Source organism: Mycobacterium sp. E1747, from assembly GCF_001667775.1.
GTDB lineage: Bacteria > Actinomycetota > Actinomycetes > Mycobacteriales > Mycobacteriaceae > Mycobacterium.
In genome coordinates this window covers 1-17,920 of sequence record NZ_LZJI01000161.1, presented here as the reverse complement: position 1 = coordinate 17,920, position 17,920 = coordinate 1, and the positions used below count along the sequence as shown (strand labels likewise).

The window sequence follows — 17,920 nt, the reverse complement described above, 5'->3', positions numbered from 1 at the left end:
GTGCCTCCTTCGGCGTGTCTGCGCCCAAACGCGCCCCGTTTCGGTCAGAAAAGAACGGGGCACGTTAGGTGAACGGCCGCCAACTGTGAGAGGTTTTTCCGCATGGGTCGACTATTCGGCACCGACGGTGTCCGCGGGGTCGCCAATCGCGAGTTGACCGCGGAGCTGGCGCTGGAGCTGGGCGCCGCCGCCGCGCGGCACCTGGCCAGCGCGGGCGGACCCGGCCGGCGCGTCGCCGTGATCGGGCGTGACCCCCGGGCCAGCGGCGAGATGCTGGAGGCCGCGGTGATCGCCGGGTTGACCAGCCAGGGCGTCGACGCGCTGCGGGTCGGGGTCCTTCCCACGCCCGCGGTCGCGTACCTGACCGGCGCGTACGACGCCGATTTCGGCGTGATGATCTCGGCGTCGCACAACCCGATGCCCGACAACGGCATCAAGATCTTCGGTCCCGGGGGCCGCAAGCTCGACGACGACACCGAGGACCGGATCGAGGCCCTGGTCACCGCGGAAACGGGGCCGCGGCCCGTCGGCGCCGGGATCGGCCGCGTCATCGACGCCGAGGACGCCGACGACCGCTACCTGCGCCACTTGACCAAGGCCAGCACGCTGCGGCTCGACGGCCTGACCGTGGTGGTCGACTGCGCGCACGGCGCGGCCTCGTCGGTGGCGCCGCGCGCCTACCGCGCGGCCGGCGCGCGGGTCATCGCGATCAACGCCGACCCCAACGGCCTGAACATCAACGACAACTGCGGCTCCACCCACCTGGATTCGCTGCGCGCCGCGGTCATCGACCACCGCGCCGACCTGGGCCTGGCCCACGACGGGGACGCCGACCGCTGCCTGGCCATCGACGCCAACGGTGAGCTGGTCGACGGCGACGCCATCATGGTCGTGCTCGCGCTGGCCATGCGCGAGGCCGGGGAGCTGGCCTCCGACACGCTGGTGGCCACCGTGATGAGCAACCTCGGGCTGCACCTGGCCATGCGCTCCGCCGGGATCACCGTGCGCACCACCGGCGTCGGCGACCGCTACGTGCTCGAGGAGCTGCGGGCCGGCGACTACAGCCTGGGCGGCGAGCAGTCCGGCCACATCGTGATGCCCGCGCTGGGCTCCACCGGGGACGGCATCGTCACCGGGCTGCGGCTGATGACACGCATGGTGCAGACCGGCTCGTCGCTGACCGAGCTCGCCGCGCCCATGCAGACGCTGCCCCAGGTGCTGATCAACGTCCGGGTGGCCGACAAGGACACCGCGGCCGCCGCGCCCGCCGTGCGCACCGCGGTCGGCGACGCCGAGGCCGAACTCGGCGACACCGGCCGAATCCTGTTGCGGCCGTCGGGGACCGAGCCCCTGATCCGGGTGATGGTGGAAGCGCCGGAGGCCGACGTCGCCCAGCGGGTGGCGAACCGGGTCGCCGAGGCGGTCAGCTCCGCGCGCTGAATACAGCCGCAAGCCCATGCCCTCCCCGCGGCCGATGGGCCACGCCGAATTGACGGGATCGTGTGCGGCACTAGTTTGATGACGTTCGGTGGCGCCGAGTGTCGGACGCGCGCGCGTCGCTGTGGGGTGGGCGGCGACGGCAGCGGAGATGAACGCGGACGAGGCAGCGCTCATCACTGGCGGGGAGGGGCTTTGGGTTGGTTCAGCTGACTAACCTGAGTGTCGGTGAGCTGGTGGCCGGGGCAGGCGGTGACCCGTGGGCGGTCAACCAGACTCTGCAAGCGGGGGAGCCGGCACAGATCGCCAACCTGGCCAAGGCATTTCACGCGGCGGGGCGCTCCACTTCCGAGGCCGATCATGCCTTTGAGCAAGCCCGCAAGCGCTTCGACGCGGCCTGGAATCACCAGAATGGGGATCACCCGATCAACGGCTCCGCCGAAGTGCAGCGCACGGCCCAGGCGCTGGGAGCCCAGTCCGAGCAGTTGCCCAAGATCGGCGCGGATTTGGAAAACATCGCCGCCGCGTTGGCCGAGGCGCAGAAAACCGGCGCCGCAGACATCGCCACCTTGGATGGTCGGCTGCGGGGTCTCGACAGAATCATTGGCGCGGGCTACAGCGACCAGCTCTACGACGCCGCCACGCTCAGGGGATTGGTCGATGTCGGGACACACAACGCTTATCAAGCCAACGAACAAAATGGCTACCACCAACAACTTTCGGAATACGACTCGAAGAAGTTGGCCTACGAGGACGGCGTGCAAGCCGCCTCCACAGCCGGAGGGTGGGTGCCAGGAGTGGGCAAGGTCGCCGGGCCCACCATCGGGATACTCGGCCACAGCCTCGAAAACGACATACTCGGACCGGCGCCCACCGCTCCTGGGCAAACGGCCATCCAGCCCATGGACATCGGAAGCGCCGATCAGGAGATGCTCGATGCGTTGCTCGGGGCAAATCAGCCCGTCTCGGCGTTGCCGCCCGAATATGTTGTCCACGACCACGACCACCCGTATGGGCGAATAGCAACCCTCGACGAACTGCAATCGAAATACCCCGGCCTGACCGCCGGCCAGTACAACAGCGTGATTGGCCCGGCGCTGTCTCAGGCACTTGCCTTGCCGCCCAATGAGAAGATGTCGCCGGACCAGTACATGGTCGACCGCTACAACGAAGTCATCGGCGTGCCCGAGCCCCCGGGGCACAGATGACAGGCATCGGGCGCGTGTTGCGCCGTTTCACGGGACTCTCAATGACCGCGGTGCTGCTACTGGCCGGTTGCAGCTCGAACCACCAACCTCAGCAGCCAACCCCCACACCGTCGACCCCGGCGGGATGGCCCGCGACCCTCAGCGACTTCACCGTCGTCTGGACGGCCGAACCCGGAATCGACGTGACCACTCGGCCCGCGGTGGCGGTGCGGGCGTACGCCGAGTCCTATTTGCTCGCCCGGCTCACTGGTGACGACAGATACCTGTATCCGGGATTCCAGCAGGCGGTCGATCGCAACCAGCCCGCTGATCATCCGACCGGCACCCAATTCCTGTGGCCCAAGCTCAAGGATCCCCAACGCCCGTGGGTGGGCACTGAGCAGGCCCATATCCTGTCGATTGCCAGTTCCGGCCGCGACGTCACAGTGGTGACTTGCGAGTATCTGTTCGGTGCCGCCGACGAGGGCCGCCACCGGGGCTACAGTCCGATCATCGCCCAGCCACCGCCGGATTCGGGCATCTATCCGATGCGGATCACGATCACGGCTCCGGCGACTGTCGGCCCACCGCTTGCCCCGCAGTCGGGGCCGGCGCGCGCGCCCTCGATCGATGTGTTCGGCGGTTGGCGGATCACCAGTCATCAGGGTGGATACATCGCCGGATACGGGCTCGCACCCGAATGGCCTGATGTTGCCCAGGACACCGATGCCTGCCGTGCCAAAGCACCCCCGCACCCCGATCTGATACGCGGCGGCGAGTATCCCCGCTCCGACTTTCCCACCCTGCCGCCGGCTCCGGGGTGGCCGGCCCCCAGCCCAGCATCCTGACGGCCAATATGGCTCGGCCGTATGGTTTTTCGCTGCTCCGGATGCGCCGCACCGGGCTGCGCGGGCCGCGCTGAATCTCCCCGGAACCCGGGCGCACGCCCGGGCGTCGGATTAGACATGAGATTCGACAGGGGAATACGACCAGTCGCCGTGGCCCGCACCGAGATCGACGTCGCGGCGACGTACCGCGTCGCCGACCAATTCCGCGCCGCCGCCGACCTTCTCGACCGCGCCCTCAACGATCAGCTGGGCCGGCTGGCCTTCGGCGGCGGCGCCGCCGGGCGGGCGCACAGCGCCCGCGGTGACGGGCTGCGCGTCGAGTTGGAGCGGCTGACCGCCGAAGTGGCGCAGTGGTCGCGCGCGTCCGGCGAGATCGCCGCCGCCCTGCGGGTCAGCGCCGACCGCTACGCCGACGCCGAGGCCTATGCCGCGGAACGGATCGCCTGATAGTGGCCGAGCGGTTGGACGTCGCCGGGCGGCTCGCCGAGGGCCTGCCGGCCGTCGAGCACACCCAGATCTACGTGCGGGCCTGCCACGCCCTGGGCTACCAACATCCCGACCTGACGGCGCATCCCACGCAGATCCGCGATTGGTATGACACCGAAGACGGCCTCGATCTGCGCGTGCTGGACCGTGACTGCGCGGAGCTGCGGGCGGCGGGGGAGACGGTCGCCGAAGCGCTGCGCGTGCAGCGCGCCCAGCTGGCCGAGCTGGCCGCGGCGTGGACCGGGCCCGCCGGCGACGCCGCGGTGCGGTTTGTGGAACGCCACTGCGACGCCGCCGGCGCGGTCGCCACCGAGTTGCGCGCGGCCGCCCAGCGGTGTGAGTCGCTGCGCGACAACCTGTGGTACCTGGTCGATTCGAAGGTCGCCACCGCCCTCGCCGTCGACGACGGCACCCAGGCGCAGCGGCCGGCGTGGCTGGCCGCCGCAGCCACGGTCACCACCGGGGCGGGGGACCGGAACGCTGCCGAGGAGAGCGTGCGCGAGCAGGTAATGCCCTACGTGGACAATGAGATCGGCGACGACTGGCTGACGACGATGCGCTCGACGCGCGACGGTGTCGACACCGCCTACGACATGGTCACCGACCGGATGGCCGCCGCGCCGACGGTGCGTTTCGAAGCCCCCGGCGACTTGGGCCCGGGTTACCAGCCGGTGCGGACGGCGCCGCCCAGTTCACCCCCGGTCGCGGTGAGGCCCGCGGCAGCGGTCCCGAGCCCGCCGGCGGATCCGGCCCCGACGGCGGCCACGCTCGCGCCCGCTCCGGTTCCCACTGTGCCGCAACCGGATTGGGGCACTGCGCTCGGCGACGCCGCCGGCATGCCGATGGGCGACCTGTGCGGTGGGCTCGGCGGCGGCGGTGCGGGCCTACTCGGGTTGGCCAGCAGGATCGTCGATGCGGTCGGCGGGCTGATCGGCTCGGCGGGTGACGGGTCGGGCAGCGACGGCCTCGATGAGGGCGACGCTTTCGACGAGGACCCCTTCGAGCCCGACGGCAAGGACGACGACGGGCGCCAGGACACCGAAGACGTCGCGGACACCGAAGGGATCAAGCCCGAGGCAGCGGCTCAGCCGGTTGCCGCGCCGCAGCCGGCGGACGCCCCCGAGCCGGTTGCCGCGCCGCAGCCGGCGAACGCGCCAGCGCCCGAGCCGATCGACGCGCCGGTCGACGCGCCGCCACCGGTTGCCGCTCCGACCGCGCGCGGCCCGATGCCGCCGGCCACCGACGGCAAGACGCCCTGCGAAATCGCCGCCGACCAGCTGCCGCAGGCGGGGTAGTGAGGGCTCAGGCTGGGCGGAGCCGCAGCACGTCCTCGACGAAGCGCACGGATTCGGCGCGGTGGTGGCCAGCGGGCTGAGCAATTACCCCGCAACCGCGTCACTTCAACAGCGCGACGATCTTCTCCTCGAGCGGCACGGCGGCCGCCTCGGGGTCCAGCGGTTCGGTCTTGGGCAGCTGCGCGTCGGGGTCGGCGAACATGCGATAGGCCTTGTCGCCGCCCAGCGTGTAGAGCAGGTAGCCGGTGAGCAGCGCGCGGACCGTGCGCTGCGTGCGCCGGTGCGGGCTGGCCAGACCGAACACCTTCGTCAGCCGCCGGCCCTCCACCAGGCCGCCGGGCTGAGCCTTGCTGACCACCCGCAGCGTGGCGGCGTCCCACGCGCGGGACAGCGACAGCGCGTTCGACGTCAGCGACCTCGGATCGCCCGGCGCGGTCAGGATCAGCCCCGGCAGCTTCAGCGTCGTCGCCGGGGTCTCGGCCGGCGGGCTGGTGACGACGGGAAACAACGCCGCCGCCGCGGCCAGCTTGTTCGGCATGCCGGCCGCGGCGAACACCGCGGCCGAGCCGCCGAAGCCGTGTCCGACCACGCCGAGCTTGGCGGGATTGACGCTGATCTTGCCCGGCCCGAGCCGCACACCCGACACGATGTCCAGCGCGGTGCCGAGGTCGAAGGCGAAGTTCAAGACCGACGGGGCCAGGCCGCGCTCGGTGTCGGGAGCGCCCGCCACGATGCCCCAGGAGGCCAGGTGTTCAAGCAGACCCGCATAGCGGCCGGCCTTGGTCAGCCAGTCGTGACCGAACGCGACGCCGGGCAGACCCAGCCCAGCCTCCGGGGTGTACACCACCCCGGGCAAACCGGCGAAGGCCAGGTCACCACGCAGAACCCGATGCGGACCACGGCGGTTGAGGGCTGCGAACAGCTTGCGGGTGCGGGCCACGCGTCGACGTTAGCGCATCCTGGTCAGGCCATGACCTCGATGACGCCCACCCGCCACAGCGCCGCATACATGTGGCGCAGCGGGAAGCTCAGCAATCGCGCGGCCGTGTCGACCATCGGGTCGCCGCTGGCGATCGGCTCGCGGTGACGCCGCCGGGGCGCGGGCTTGGGGGCGGGTGCCGGCGCGAGCGTCAGGCTCGGCACGGGCAGTTCGGTCATCACATCGTCGAACAGAACAGCGGTCATGATTCTCTCCTGAAAGAAGGGGCGCGGAATTTCGGATTAACATTCACTAACGTTTAGCTATCCGGCGGCTTACATATCGCTTGAGTCGTTATCCCGTAATGCAAATTATTGACGCGATTTCAACGCGATAGCCGGATAGCTGGACCATCATCATTGATGTCTATATAAAGGGGCTATTGCCACGGATATATGGGTGGCGCTCTGCGCATATGCGCTGTTTAACCGGGTTGGTGCCCAGGCGGTAGTGATCAGGCGGGCGTCAACGAGCTGTCCTTTCTGATGGCTTCGGCGGTTGCCGTTGGTAGCCGATTTCAGAATTCTATGTAGGTAAATTGGTACAGCGATGACGCAAACGAAAACGCCACAAATACATCAGGTGAAAAGCGTTTCTACCGTTTATGAAGCCGGTGCAAAGAGGATGGTCAGCGCTGGGCGGCCGGCAGGTTTCGCGTCTGCGCGAAGCGCTACACCCGCTTGCACTGCCTCGGGTCGCTCAATTCCGGCCTTCCCGCAGGTGGGCGGCCCAACCGATACCGCGGAGTGCGGGGTCGGGGGCCCGCCTGCACTACCCTGGTTCGAATGTGCGGAATCGTCGGCTATGTCGGGCAGCGGCCTGCCTGCAAGGTCGTCATGGATGCGCTGCGCCGGATGGAGTACCGCGGCTACGACTCGTCGGGCATCGCACTGGTCAACGGCGCCGGAACGCTCACCGTGTGCCGTCGCGCCGGTCGGCTGGCCAATCTGGAGGAAGCGGTCGCTCAGATGCCACCGGAGTTGCTGGGCGGCACCACCGGCCTGGGCCACACCCGCTGGGCCACCCACGGGCGCCCCACCGACCGCAACGCGCACCCGCATCGCGACGCCGCCGGCAAGATCGCCGTCGTCCACAACGGCATCATCGAGAACTACCCGAGCCTGCGCCACGAGCTGGAGGCCTACGGCGTGGAGTTCACCAGCGACACCGACACCGAGGTGGCGGTGCACCTGGTGGCGCGGGCCTACCGGCACGGCGAGACCGCCGGCGACTTCGCCGGTTCGGTGCTGGCCGTGCTGCGCCGGCTGGAGGGCCACTTCACGCTGGTGTTCACCAACGCCGACGAGCCCGGCACCATTGTGGCCGCCCGCCGCTCCACCCCGTTGGTCATCGGGATCGGTGACGGCGAGATGTTCGTTGGCTCCGACGTCGCGGCGTTCATCCCGCACACCCGCAACGCGATCGAGCTCGGCCAGGACCAGGCCGTGGTGCTCACCGCCGACGGCTACCGCATCACCGACTTCGACGGGAACGCCGACCTGGGACCCGGGGCGTACCGCGAGTTTCACATCGACTGGGACCTGGCCGCCGCGGAAAAGGGCGGCTACGAGTACTTCATGCTCAAGGAGATCGCCGAGCAGCCCGGCGCGGTCGCCGACACCCTGCTCGGGCATTTCGTCGACGGGCGGATCGTGCTCGACGAGCAGCGGCTCTCCGATCAAGAGCTCCGCGAGATCGACAAGGTGTTCGTCGTGGCGTGCGGCACCGCGTATCACTCCGGACTGCTCGCGAAGTACGCCATCGAGCACTGGACCCGGCTGCCGGTGGAAGTGGAGCTGGCCAGCGAATTCCGCTACCGGGACCCGGTGCTGGACCGCAGCACCCTGGTGGTCGCCATCTCCCAATCCGGGGAGACCGCCGACACGCTCGAGGCCGTCCGGCACGCCAAGGAGCAGAAGGCCAAGGTGCTGGCCATCTGCAACACCAACGGCTCGCAGATTCCCCGCGAATGCGACGCCGTGCTCTACACGCGCGCCGGCCCCGAGATCGGCGTCGCCTCGACGAAGACGTTCCTGGCGCAGATCACCGCCAACTACCTGGTGGGCCTGGCGCTGGCGCAGGCCCGCGGCACCAAGTACCCCGACGAGGTCGAGCGGGAGTACCACGAGCTCGAGGCCATGCCGGACCTGGTCGCCCGGGTGCTGGCGATGATCGAGCCGGTGGCCGCCCTGGCGCATCGCTTCGCCCAGTCCTCGACCGTACTGTTCCTGGGCCGCCACGTCGGCTACCCGGTGGCGCTGGAAGGCGCCCTCAAACTCAAGGAACTGGCCTACATGCACGCCGAGGGGTTCGCCGCCGGCGAGCTCAAGCACGGCCCGATCGCGCTGATCGAGGACGACCTGCCGGTCATCGTCGTCATGCCCTCGCCCAAGGGCCAGGCCACGCTGCACGCCAAGCTGCTGTCGAACATCCGGGAGATCCAGGCGCGCGGCGCGATCACCATCGTGATCGCCGAGGAGGGTGACGACACGGTGCGGCCCTACGCCGACCACCTGATCGAAATCCCTTCGGTATCAACCCTTTTGCAGCCGCTGCTGTCGACCATCCCGCTTCAGGTGTTCGCCGCGTCGGTTGCCCAGGCCCGCGGTTACGACGTTGACAAACCCCGAAACCTCGCCAAGTCCGTCACCGTGGAATAGCCGCCGACTGAGGGTGGCCGCCTTCGGCGTTGTGCTCCTGATCGGCGCCTATATCGGTTCGATCGTGCTGTACGTCGACAGCGGCATGGGCCATCCCCATGTCGTCGTGCAAGGCAGCCAGGCGGGCGACGGAACGATCACCTGCACATCGTCGCCGCCGATGACGACCTGGTATGCGGCGATGTTGTTCGCGGTGATGCCGCTGCGCAACGCGCTGCCCGAAGCGCCGCCGTTCGGAAGCTGGATTGACATCACGGTCGTGGTCTGGGTGATTGTCGTGTTGGGGATCTCGATGGGGCTCTATATCTCCTGCTGGTGGCGGCATCTGCGACCCGAAGCGGCCTAATCGATCGAAAATCCCTCGGTATCAACGCGAGTAGTTCAGCAGCTTCGCCCGTATCGCAGCAGATCCGCGGCGGTTCCGTTAGATTTGCCTTTCGGGTAGTAGGCCACTCCACGGGGGGCAGGAGCAGCATGGGACCGGCGGTCAGAAGACTCGCCACGGTGGGCGTCATCGTGCTCATTCTCGGGACATACATCGCGCTCGTGGGCCTGTACAAGGACACCGTCGAAGGGTCGGCCCCCGGCACCCTCAGCGACAACGCGGAGACGGCCGCTCAGAGCATGGCGACGTTGACAGTCGAAGAGATGCAGTCCAACTACAGCGCCGTCGTGGCCAACGTCGCGGTCGCACCCGGGTCCGCGCTGCTGGATCCGGTAACGCACCGCCTCAAGGAAGATCTGGTGCTGCGCGTCAGATCGTCGGCCCAGCCCAGTCGTAAGGACTATTCGCCGGGCACGCTTCCCGGCGTCTTCCCGCTTCCGCTGACCATCGCCGGTCATTTGGAACGCTGGCCGTTCGACAACTACGCGTCGGGGCCGATCGAGGTGCAACTCTTCCCCGGCGGCGACACGACGAAGCCGCCCGTCCTCGTTCCGGTGAGACTCATCGACCACCTGTCGGGCTTCAAGGTCACCATGACCAAAATCCCGGGCCACGAGGCGTACCGCATGCAGGTGCGGCGCGCGCTGAGCACCGCGGTGTTCGGCATGGTCATCTGCGGCGTGCTGGTCGCCATTGCCGCCCTCGGCCTCGTCGTCGCGATTCAGACGTTGCGTGACCGGCGCAAGTTCCAGCCCCCGATGACGACGTGGTACGCGGCGATGCTCTTCGCGGTGGTGCCCCTGCGCAACGCGCTGCCCGGCCTGCCCCCGTTCGGGGCGTGGATCGATGTGACCATCGTGCTCTGGGTGATCGTCGCGTTGGTGACGGCGATGCTGATCTACATCGTCTGCTGGTGGCGACACCTGAGGCCGGAGCCCCCGGTTGTCGCGCCACCGCCTGATCCCGTCCCGGCAACATCGGGCTGACACCCCGTTCGTTCCAACACATTTCGTCATCGAACAGGGGGCGCTCGTGAAGTTTGGCGTCATCGCGCTGATCGTGGGCGTCGTCGGGGCGTACGTTGCCTCCGTCGCGCTGTATGCCAACAGTGGGGGGCACCAGCACCACCTGCGGACCGCGGCCGGGGGTGACCGCAGCGCCGCCACCTTGGTGGTCGAGGACATCCAGTCGAACTACAGCGTGCTGATGGCCAACCTGTCCATCTCGCCGGGGTCGGGCCTGCTGGATCCGCAAACCGGACACCTCAACCAAGACCTCGGCCTCCGCGTGCGATCGGTGGCGACGCCGACCCGCCGCACCTGGACCAAGGGCATGCTCCCCGGCGTCTTCCCCGTCCCGCTGACCATCGCGGGGGAGATCGAGAATTGGCCCTTCGACCGCTACGGTTCGGGACCGATTGAGATCGAGCTGATGCGCGGCGGCAGTGAGACCGTCGCCGAGCGAGTACCGGTGACGTTCGTCAACCACCTCTCCGGTTGGCAGGTGTCCACCGACGGATCCGGCCCGTACCGGGTGAGCGTGCACCGCTCCCTGAGCGCCGCGGCGTTCGGCATCGTCATCTGCGCCGTGCTGGTCGCCATCGCCGGACTCGGCCTCTTCGTCGCCGTTCAGACGGTGCGCAACCGGCGGAAGTTTCAGCCGCCGATGACGACGTGGTATGCGGCGATGCTGTTCGCCGTCGTGCCGTTGCGCAACGCGCTTCCCGGCTCGCCACCCTTCGGCGGCTGGATCGACATCACCCTCGTGTTGTGGGTGCTCGTCGTCTTGGTGGTGTCCATGCTGCTCTACATCGCCTGTTGGTGGCGGCATCTGAGGCCCGAGGTCACTGCGGCGCCGGCGAATCCAGTATGAGGTTCGCCGCCGTCGGTCTCGTCGTGTCCATCGTTGCGGCATACGTCGCATCGGTTGCGCTGTACGCCCACAGCCGCACTGCCCACCACCGGGCGGAAGTCCCGGCCGCGGGCGACAGCAGCGTCGCGACGTTTTCGGTCGAAGACATCCAATCCAACTACAGCGTCGTCGTCATCAATCTCGCCATTTCGCCTGGATCGGCGCTGCTGGATCCGCAGACGCAGCACCTCAACGAGGACCTCAGCCTGTGGGTCAGATCCGCGGCGACGCCCACCCGCCGGACCTGGACCAAGGGCATGCTGCCGGGTGTGTTTCCCGTCCCGGTGACCATCGCCGGGGAGATTGAACGGTGGCCTTTCGATCACTACGAATCCGGACCGATCGAGGTCGAACTCCTGCATGGCGGTGAGGGCGGCGTCCCCGAGCGCTTACCCGCCACGTTCGTCAACCACCTTCCGGGCTGGCAGGTCACCGCCAGCAACGACGGGGGGCTCGGTCCATACCGGGTGAGTCTGCAGCGTTCTCTGAGCGCGGCGGCGTTCGGCATCGTCATCTGCGGTGTGCTCATCGCCATCGCCGCGGTCGGCCTATTCGTTGCCGTTCAGACGCTGCGTGACCGGCGGAAGTTTCAGCCGCCGATGACGACGTGGTATGCGGCGATGCTGTTCGCCGTGGTGCCGTTGCGCAATGCGCTTCCCGGCTCGCCGCCGTTCGGCGGCTGGATCGACATCACGCTGGTGTTGTGGGTGCTCGTCGTGCTGGTGATCTCGATGCTGCTCTACGTCGCCTGCTGGTGGCGGCATTTGCGGCCCGACCCCCCGCGGCCCGGCGAGCCCGCCGTTTAGGCGCGGCAAGCCAGCGGTCCGCGTGCGAAGGTAATAACGTGACGAAAGCACCCGTGCAGTCCCGCCTGCGCAGCATGGGACTGGCGGTCTGGCAGTACGTCAGCAGCGCGCCGCTGACGTACGGCTGGTTGCTCGTCCTGTTCGTCACGACGCTCATCCAGCACTGGCTGCCCCAGCGGCAACTGCATTCGATGCTGATGCACCATTCCACCAACATCCACGGACTGGCGCGCGATCCGCTCGATGTGCTGTTCTCCAGCCTGCTGTGGATCGACGGCGACAACCTCACCCCGTACCTGATCCTGTTCTCGTTGTTCCTGGCCCCGGCCGAACACTGGTTGGGCCAGTTGCGCTGGCTGACAGTGGGATTGAGCGCGCACATCCTGTCCACTTATTTCAGCGAGGGCCTGCTGTATTTCGCCATCGAGCAACACGACGCCTCGGAACGGCTGGTGCATGCCCGCGACATCGGCGTGAGCTACTTCCTGGTCGGGGTGATGGCCGTGCTGGCCTATCACATCGCGCGACCATGGCGCTGGGGCTATCTGGGCGTGCTTTTCATCATCTTCGGGTTCCCGTTGATCACGATGGACCGTATTGAGCTGAATTTCACCGCAATCGGGCATTTCACCTCGATCCTCGTCGGCCTGTGCTTCTACCCGATGACGCGGCACCAGGACCATCGGCAGCTGAGCCCGGCGCGCCTGCGGGCCATGGGCCGACGGTCCCGATCTCGCCAGGCATCGGCCTGAGCCGCGCGGCCGCTGACCCGTAATGTGGCTAGGGTGCGGCACTACTATTCCGTAGACGCGATCCGCCAGGCCGAAGCGCCGCTGCTGGCCAGCCTGCCCGATGGCGCGCTGATGCGGCGCGCGGCGTTCGGGCTGGCCACCGAGATCGTCGCCGAATTGAAGGCCCGCACCGGCGGGGTCGCCGGGCGCCGCGTGTGCGCGGTCGTCGGCTCGGGCGACAACGGCGGCGACGCGCTGTGGGCCGCCACCTTCGTGCGCCGCCGCGGCGCGGCCGCCGACGCCGTGCTGCTCAACCCGGAACACACCCACCGCAAGGGGCTGGCGGCGTTTCGGAAGGCGGGCGGGCGGATCGTCGAAAGGGTCTTGCCGACAACCGATCTCGTCATCGACGGGGTGGTGGGCATCTCCGGCTCCGGGCCGCTGCGCCCAGCCGCGGCCGAGGTGTTCGCCGCGGTCGACGCTGCCGGGATCCCGGTGGTCGCGGTCGATATTCCCAGCGGTGTCGATGTGGCGACCGGGGCGGTCACGGGGCCCGCCGTGCACGCGGCGGCGACCGTGACGTTCGGTGGCCTCAAGCCCGTGCACGCGCTCGGCGACTGCGGGCGGGTCACGCTGATCGACATCGGACTGGACCTGCCGGAGACGGACGTGCTGGGCTTCGAAGCGGCCGACGTGGCCGCGCGCTGGCCGGTGCCCGGACCCCACGATGACAAGTACACCCAGGGCGTGACCGGTGTGATGGCCGGCTCCTCGACGTATCCCGGGGCGGCGGTGCTGTGCACCGGGGCGGCCGTCGCGGCGACCTCCGGCATGGTCCGCTACGCCGGCAGCGCGCATCGTGAGGTGCTCGCGCACTGGCCGGAGGTGATCGCGTCGCCCACCCCCGCGTCGGCCGGGCGGGTCCAATCCTGGGTCGTCGGGCCGGGATTGGGGACAGATGACACCGGAGCCGCCGCGCTGTGGTTCGCGCTGGAGACCGACCTGCCGGTGATCGTCGACGCCGACGGGCTCACCATCCTGGCGGCGCACCCCGAGTTGGCCGCCAATCGCACCGCGCCGACGGTGCTGACGCCGCACGCCGGCGAATTCGCCCGTCTGGCGGGCAGTCCCCCGGGGGACGACCGCGTGGGCGCGTGCCGGAAGCTGGCCGACACCTTCGGCGCCACCGTGTTGCTCAAGGGGAACGTCACCGTCGTCGCCGATCCGGGCGGCCCGGTGTACCTCAACCCGGCCGGGCAGTCCTGGGCTGCTACCGCCGGTTCCGGGGACGTGCTGTCCGGCATGATCGGCGCGCTGCTCGCGGCGGGCCTGCCGGCGGCCGAGGCGGCCGCGGCGGCCGCGTTCGTCCACGCGCGGGCCGCGGCGTTGTCCGCCGCCGACCCGGGCCCCGGTGACGCGCCGACGTCATCGTCCCGCATGGTTCCGCACATCAGGGCGGCGCTGGCCGCCCTCTAGGAAGGATTCTCCCCGTGCCTCAGCACCCGTCCCTGCCCGCGCACTCGATCGCCCCCGCCTACACCGGCCGCCTGTTTACCGCCCCGGTGCCGGCGCTGCGCATGCCCGAAGAATCGATGGACCCCGAGGCCGCCTACCGCTTCATCCACGACGAGCTGATGCTCGACGGGAGTTCCCGGCTGAACCTGGCGACCTTCGTGACCACCTGGATGGACCCCGAGGCCGGCAGGCTGATGGCCGAGACGTTCGACAAGAACATGATCGACAAGGACGAATACCCGGCGACCGCGGCCATCGAGCAGCGCTGCGTGTGCATGGTCGCGGACCTGTTCCACGCGGACGGCCTGAACGACGCCGACCCCTACAGCGCGTGCGGGGTGTCCACGATCGGATCCAGCGAGGCCGTCATGCTGGGCGGCCTGGCCATGAAGTGGCGGTGGCGGGCCAAGGTCGGTAAGGGCTGGGAAAGCCGCCGGCCCAACCTGGTGATGGGTTCCAACGTCCAGGTGGTGTGGGAGAAGTTCTGCCGCTACTTCGACGTCGAACCCCGATACCTGCCGATGGAGGAGGGGCGCTACGTCATCACCCCCGAGCAGGTGGTCGATGCCGTCGACGAGGACACCATCGGGGTGGTGGCGATCCTGGGCACCACCTACACCGGCGAGCTCGAGCCCGTCGCCGAGATCTGCGGCGCGCTGGACAAGCTGGCCGACAAACCCCTTTCAGAAGGCGGGGTGGACGTCCCCGTGCACGTCGACGCCGCCAGCGGCGGGTTCGTCGTGCCGTTCCTGCATCCCGAGCTGAAGTGGGACTTCCGGCTGCCCCGGGTGGTGTCGATCAACGTCAGCGGGCACAAGTACGGGTTGACTTATCCCGGTGTGGGATTCGTGGTGTGGCGCAGCAAGGAATACCTACCCGAGGAGCTGGTTTTCCGGGTCAACTACCTCGGCGGCGACATGCCCACCTTCACACTGAACTTCTCCCGGCCCGGCAACCAGGTGGTCGGCCAGTACTACAACTTCCTGCGGCTGGGCCGTGACGGCTACACCAAGGTGATGCAGGCGCTGTCCGGGACGGCGCGGTGGCTGGGCGAGCAGCTGCGGGTCAGCGAGCACTGCGAGCTGATCTCCGACGGGTCGGCGATCCCGGTGGTCGCCTTCCGGCTCGCCGGGGAGCGCGGCTACACCGAATTCGACGTCTCGCACGAGCTGCGCACCTACGGCTGGCAGGTGCCCGCCTACACGATGCCCGATAACGCCACCGACGTGTCGGTGCTGCGCATCGTGGTGCGTGAGGGGCTGTCGGCGGATCTGGCCCGGGCGCTGCACGACGACGCCGTCTCCGCCCTGACGTCGCTGGACAAGATCAAGCCCGGCGGGCACTACGACGCGCAGCACTTCGCGCACTGATCTTCCGAACGTCGACTTGTTGCGCTGACCAGCCCGGATGCAGGTCGACAAGTCGACGCTCGCCGCGCCGTTCGGTGCTTCTGGGACAATGGCGGCCATGAAAGGGTGGGCCGCTACGCCGATATCCCCGACGCGGGGCCTCGTTGCCGAGGCCCTGGTGGACCTGCGCGCCATCGAGCACAACGTGCGGTTGCTGTGCGAGCACGCCGGCCGCGCGCAGGTGATGGCCGTCGTCAAGGCCGACGGTTACGGCCACGGCGCCACCCAGGCCGCCCGCGCGGCGCTGGCCGGCGGGGCGTCCGAGCTGGGTGTCGCCACCGTCGCCGAGGCGGTGGCGCTGCGCGCCGACGGCGTCGCCGCACCGGTGCTGGCGTGGCTGCACCCGCCGGGCATGGACTTCGGGCCCGCGCTGCTGGCCGACGTCGAGATCGCCGTGTCCTCGGAGCGCCAGCTCGACGAGTTGGTGGACGCGGCGCGCCGCACCGGCCGGACCGCGACGGTCACGGTCAAGGTGGACACCGGGCTCAACCGCAACGGCGTCCACTCGTCGCAGTACCCGTCGATGCTGACCGCGCTGCGCTGCGCCACCGCCGAACAGGCCATCCGGTTGCGCGGGCTGATGTCACACATGGTGTTCGCCGATCAACCGGCCAATCCGGTCAACGACCTTCAGGCCCAACGGTTCAACGACATGCTGGCGCTGGCGGGTGAGCACGGGGTGCGGTTCGAGGTCGCGCACCTGGCGAACTCGTCGGCCACCATGTCGCGTCCAGACCTGGCCTTCGACCTGGTGCGGCCCGGCGTGGCGGTGTACGGCCTGAGCCCGGTGCCCGAGCTCGGCGACATGGGGTTGATCCCGGCGATGACGGTGAAATGCCCTGTGGCGCTGGTGAAGCCAATCCGAGCGGGGGAGAGCGTGTCGTACGGGCACACCTGGACCGCGGATCGTGACACCACTCTGGCGCTGTTGCCCGTCGGTTACGCCGACGGCGTGTTCCGGTCGCTGGGGGGACGATTGGAGGTGTTGATCAACGGCAAGCGGCGCCCCGGCGTCGGCCGGATCTGCATGGACCAGTTCGTCGTCGACCTCGGCCCCGGTCGCACCGACGTGACTGAGGGCGACGAGGCGATCCTGTTCGGGCCCGGCACCGGCGGGGAACCCACCGCGCAGGACTGGGCCGACCTGCTCGGCACCATTCACTACGAAGTGGTGACCAGCCCGCGCGGGCGCATCACCCGGACCTACCGCGAGGCGCAAACCATTGAGCCGTGAGAGAACTCGCAGGCGCCAGCGGGGGAGGGCTTGGTTCGCGGGAGGGGCAGGGGTGACGGCCCTGGCCACCATCGTGGGAGCCTCGGCCCGCCGCTCGATGGCCCAGCGCACCCGTGGCGTCGAAGACCCTTACGCCGACGAGGATTTCGATCGGATCGAAGACGACCGCCGCTCCGTGGTGACCACCCCGGACGGGATATCGTTGGCGATTCGCGAGGCTGGCCCCGCGGACGATGACCAGCTCGGATTGCGGCAGCGAGGCCGCCATCTTGCGCGAGTACTCGTCCGGCGTCAGCAGGTCGTGGTCACCGCAGGCAATCAACGTGGGGATGCGCAGCAGGGTCCACAGGCCGGCGGTCTCGTCGTGGGCTTCGAGGGCATCCAGGAACTCCACCATGGTCGGGATCGGCGTGCCGTTCATCATCCGCTGCGAGAAGGCGTCCAGGCTGCGACTGACATGCAGGTCGCTGTAGGAGGCGGCCCGCAGCACCGGCCCGAGCAGCGAGCGCGACACGTTGCGGCCGCGGTGCATCAACTTGGGCGCGCTGCGTGCGGTGAACCGAAATGCTTCCAGCGCAGGGTTTTTCAGGATCTCCCCGAGCGGGGACCTGGCGACACCTTCGGCCGCCGAGGAGATCAACGCGGCGCCGACGATCCGGCGCCCGTACTGGTCGGGGAATTGGCGGGCGTGGGACAACACCGTCATGCCGCCCATGGAGTGGCCGACCAACACGACCATCCCGCGCGGGGCCACCACCTCGAGCACGCTTTGCAGGTCTTTACCGAGTTGGGTCAGCGTGTAGCTCTCGGGCGGGGCCTCCTCGGACTGCCCGTGCCCGCGCTGGTCGTAGAAGACCATCCGGACCCCGGGGCCCAGGTGCTGCGGCAGCCGCGTCCGCTGGAAATGAAAGGCGCCCATCTGCAGGCAGAATCCGTGGACGAAGACCATCGTCAGCGCGGCGTCCGCGGGGCCAGCCTCGCGAATCGCCAACGATATCCCGTCCGGGGTGGTCACCACGGAGCGGCGGTCGTCTTCG

At 68.9% G+C, this 17,920-nt stretch carries 14 protein-coding genes and 3 pseudogenes; 14 read left to right on the top strand and 3 right to left on the bottom strand.

All coding sequences use genetic code 11. The features are described from left to right. Nucleotides 1–102 precede the first annotated feature (102 nt). From glmM to A5695_RS15535, 5 genes and pseudogenes are all read left to right on the top strand, one after another. Complete coding sequence (glmM, locus tag A5695_RS15555; protein WP_068083587.1) at nucleotides 103–1,440, top strand: phosphoglucosamine mutase; 1,338 nt, start codon at nucleotides 103–105, stop codon at nucleotides 1,438–1,440. A gap of 197 nt (nucleotides 1,441–1,637) precedes the next feature. Beyond that, a pseudogene (locus A5695_RS29690) lies at nucleotides 1,638–2,040 on the top strand (hypothetical protein); the annotation flags it as partial. A gap of 646 nt (nucleotides 2,041–2,686) precedes the next feature. Beyond that, nucleotides 2,687–3,472 (top strand): hypothetical protein, encoded by a 786-nt coding sequence (locus A5695_RS15545; protein WP_231974854.1) that lies wholly within the window; start codon nucleotides 2,687–2,689, stop codon nucleotides 3,470–3,472. A gap of 117 nt (nucleotides 3,473–3,589) precedes the next feature. After that, the gene (locus tag A5695_RS15540; RefSeq protein WP_068083582.1) at nucleotides 3,590–3,919 is read left to right on the top strand and encodes a type VII secretion target; all 330 of its coding nucleotides are present in this window, start codon (nucleotides 3,590–3,592) and stop codon (nucleotides 3,917–3,919) included. 2 nt (nucleotides 3,920–3,921) lie between these two features. Further along, nucleotides 3,922–5,253 carry a hypothetical protein gene (locus A5695_RS15535; RefSeq protein WP_068083580.1) on the top strand — a complete coding sequence of 444 codons (1,332 nt, stop codon included), beginning with the start codon at nucleotides 3,922–3,924 and terminating at the stop codon, nucleotides 5,251–5,253. Between the two features lie 100 nt (nucleotides 5,254–5,353). Here A5695_RS15535 and A5695_RS15530 read toward each other — a convergent pair whose 3' ends face one another. Further along, nucleotides 5,354–6,193 (bottom strand): dienelactone hydrolase family protein, encoded by an 840-nt coding sequence (locus A5695_RS15530; protein ID WP_068083578.1) that lies wholly within the window; start codon nucleotides 6,191–6,193, stop codon nucleotides 5,354–5,356. Nucleotides 6,194–6,216: 23 nt separating this feature from the next. Then, on the bottom strand, nucleotides 6,217–6,438 hold the full coding sequence (locus A5695_RS15525) for an Rv1535 family protein (RefSeq protein ID WP_068083575.1): 222 nt from the start codon (nucleotides 6,436–6,438) through the stop codon (nucleotides 6,217–6,219). 579 nt (nucleotides 6,439–7,017) lie between these two features. Here A5695_RS15525 and glmS point away from each other — a divergent pair. From glmS to alr, 9 genes and pseudogenes are all read left to right on the top strand, one after another. After that, nucleotides 7,018–8,892: a glutamine--fructose-6-phosphate transaminase (isomerizing) gene (glmS, locus tag A5695_RS15520; RefSeq protein ID WP_068083568.1), complete on the top strand. Its 1,875-nt coding sequence runs from the start codon at nucleotides 7,018–7,020 to the stop codon at nucleotides 8,890–8,892. 154 nt (nucleotides 8,893–9,046) lie between these two features. Further along, nucleotides 9,047–9,238: pseudogene (locus A5695_RS15515) on the top strand (DUF4436 family protein); the annotation flags it as partial. A 128-nt stretch (nucleotides 9,239–9,366) separates the two neighbouring features. Further along, nucleotides 9,367–10,263, top strand: a complete 897-nt coding sequence (locus A5695_RS15510) for a DUF4436 domain-containing protein (RefSeq protein ID WP_068083562.1) — start codon at nucleotides 9,367–9,369, stop codon at nucleotides 10,261–10,263. A 46-nt stretch (nucleotides 10,264–10,309) separates the two neighbouring features. Then, a complete protein-coding gene (locus tag A5695_RS15505; protein ID WP_082946124.1) occupies nucleotides 10,310–11,149 on the top strand; it encodes a DUF4436 domain-containing protein in 840 nt (279 codons plus the stop codon). Next, complete coding sequence (locus A5695_RS15500; protein ID WP_068083558.1) at nucleotides 11,146–11,994, top strand: DUF4436 domain-containing protein; 849 nt, start codon at nucleotides 11,146–11,148, stop codon at nucleotides 11,992–11,994. Before A5695_RS15505 ends, A5695_RS15500 begins: the two co-directional genes overlap by 4 nt. A 74-nt stretch (nucleotides 11,995–12,068) precedes the next feature. Further along, nucleotides 12,069–12,746, top strand: a complete 678-nt coding sequence (locus A5695_RS15495; protein WP_068083669.1) for a rhomboid-like protein — start codon at nucleotides 12,069–12,071, stop codon at nucleotides 12,744–12,746. A gap of 33 nt (nucleotides 12,747–12,779) precedes the next feature. Beyond that, on the top strand, nucleotides 12,780–14,201 hold the full coding sequence (locus tag A5695_RS15490; protein WP_068083555.1) for an NAD(P)H-hydrate dehydratase: 1,422 nt from the start codon (nucleotides 12,780–12,782) through the stop codon (nucleotides 14,199–14,201). Nucleotides 14,202–14,215: 14 nt separating this feature from the next. Next, nucleotides 14,216–15,610 (top strand): glutamate decarboxylase, encoded by a 1,395-nt coding sequence (locus tag A5695_RS15485; RefSeq protein ID WP_068083551.1) that lies wholly within the window; start codon nucleotides 14,216–14,218, stop codon nucleotides 15,608–15,610. A 97-nt stretch (nucleotides 15,611–15,707) separates the two neighbouring features. Continuing rightward, entirely contained in the window at nucleotides 15,708–16,883 is a 1,176-nt protein-coding gene (gene alr, locus A5695_RS15480; RefSeq protein ID WP_068083667.1) for an alanine racemase, read from the top strand. Between the two features lie 217 nt (nucleotides 16,884–17,100). Here the strand turns inward: alr and A5695_RS15475 are convergent. Continuing rightward, nucleotides 17,101–17,920: pseudogene (locus A5695_RS15475) on the bottom strand (alpha/beta fold hydrolase); the annotation flags it as partial.